The following is a 1091-nucleotide window of genomic DNA, read 5'->3' on the forward strand; positions in this document are numbered from 1 at the left end:
CGCCGGGTGAGAATTCCATCTCCCTGATACGCCGGCGGATGCTTTCGGCAACCACCCAGGATTGCGAGGGATCCACGCCGGGCAGAAACACGCCGAATTCTTCGCCGCCGATGCGGCCGACGATATCGCTGCCACGCAGTTGCCCCTTGATCGCCTGCGCTATCAGTTTGAGGGCCTGATCGCCGCAATCATGGCCCAGGCGGTCATTGATCGACTTGAAGTGGTCGGCGTCGATGATCAGCAGCGCCCCCGAACGGGTCTGCTCCTGCTTGCGGGTCTGCTCGAGATAGGCTTCGACCAGCATCGAGAAGGCGCCACGGTTCAGCACCGCCGTCAGGCTGTCGGTCGCGGCGATGACGCTGAGATCGCGCTGCGCGATGGCCAGCTGGCGAATCTTCCACATCAGGAAAAACAGAAACGAGCCGCCCAGCACCAAAGGCAGCATCAGGTCGGTCATCTGCGCCCGCCACACGGCCTCGGGCGAAAGATAGGGAAAATTGAAGGAATCGACGAAGAACGCCACGGCAATGAAGAATGCCGTACCGACTGCCGTGACAGCGATCACCCTGCCCCAGCTCGTCGGCGACAGATCGAGCTTCATCGCGTCCACTCCGTTAGCCGTCGCTACTATGACGCACCAACCCAAACAAATTGATAAGACTTTCCCTCCAATTCGATGTCGGCGGCGGAATCAAATCCACCGGCCAACCAGCCCCTGCCTATGACTTGCGACAGACGCTTGGGCAGACGCCACAGGACGGCCGCTGGAAAGCAGCCATCCTGTTTCAAAGTGTGAAGGCGTGGGCCAATTGCCGGCCGGGCAAGGGCAAAACGGCGCGCGAAGCCAGATCGCCCGTCGTCAGTTGAGCGTCGGTTCACCCAGCGCATCGACGACAAAGGATGCCGCGATCAGGTCGTCGGCATCGAGACGCAGGGAGCCTCCGTCGCCTCCCATGGCTGAAGCCACTTTTTGAAAGGTCTTCATTTCGTATTCCGTGATCCGGGCGTCCTGCATCCTGGCCCTGAGATCGGCAATGCGCCGATCGAGGGCCGAAGATATCCCTATTTCTCGCTTCGACATGGCCTGTCTC

General features: G+C 60.7%; 2 protein-coding genes. Both read right to left on the reverse strand.

All coding sequences use genetic code 11. The annotated features are described in order from the left end of the window. Window positions 1–601, reverse strand: a 601-nt coding sequence (locus tag EN969_RS32420) for a GGDEF domain-containing protein (RefSeq protein ID WP_164758725.1), incomplete at its 3' end; no start/stop codon positions are given. Window positions 602–859: 258 nt separating this feature from the next. Continuing rightward, on the reverse strand, window positions 860–1091 hold a 232-nt coding region (locus EN969_RS32425; protein WP_348632428.1), incomplete at its 5' end, for a hypothetical protein.

The organism is Mesorhizobium sp. M7A.F.Ca.CA.003.01.2.1 (assembly GCF_003998945.1).
Classification (GTDB): Bacteria; Pseudomonadota; Alphaproteobacteria; order Rhizobiales; family Rhizobiaceae; genus Mesorhizobium; species Mesorhizobium ciceri.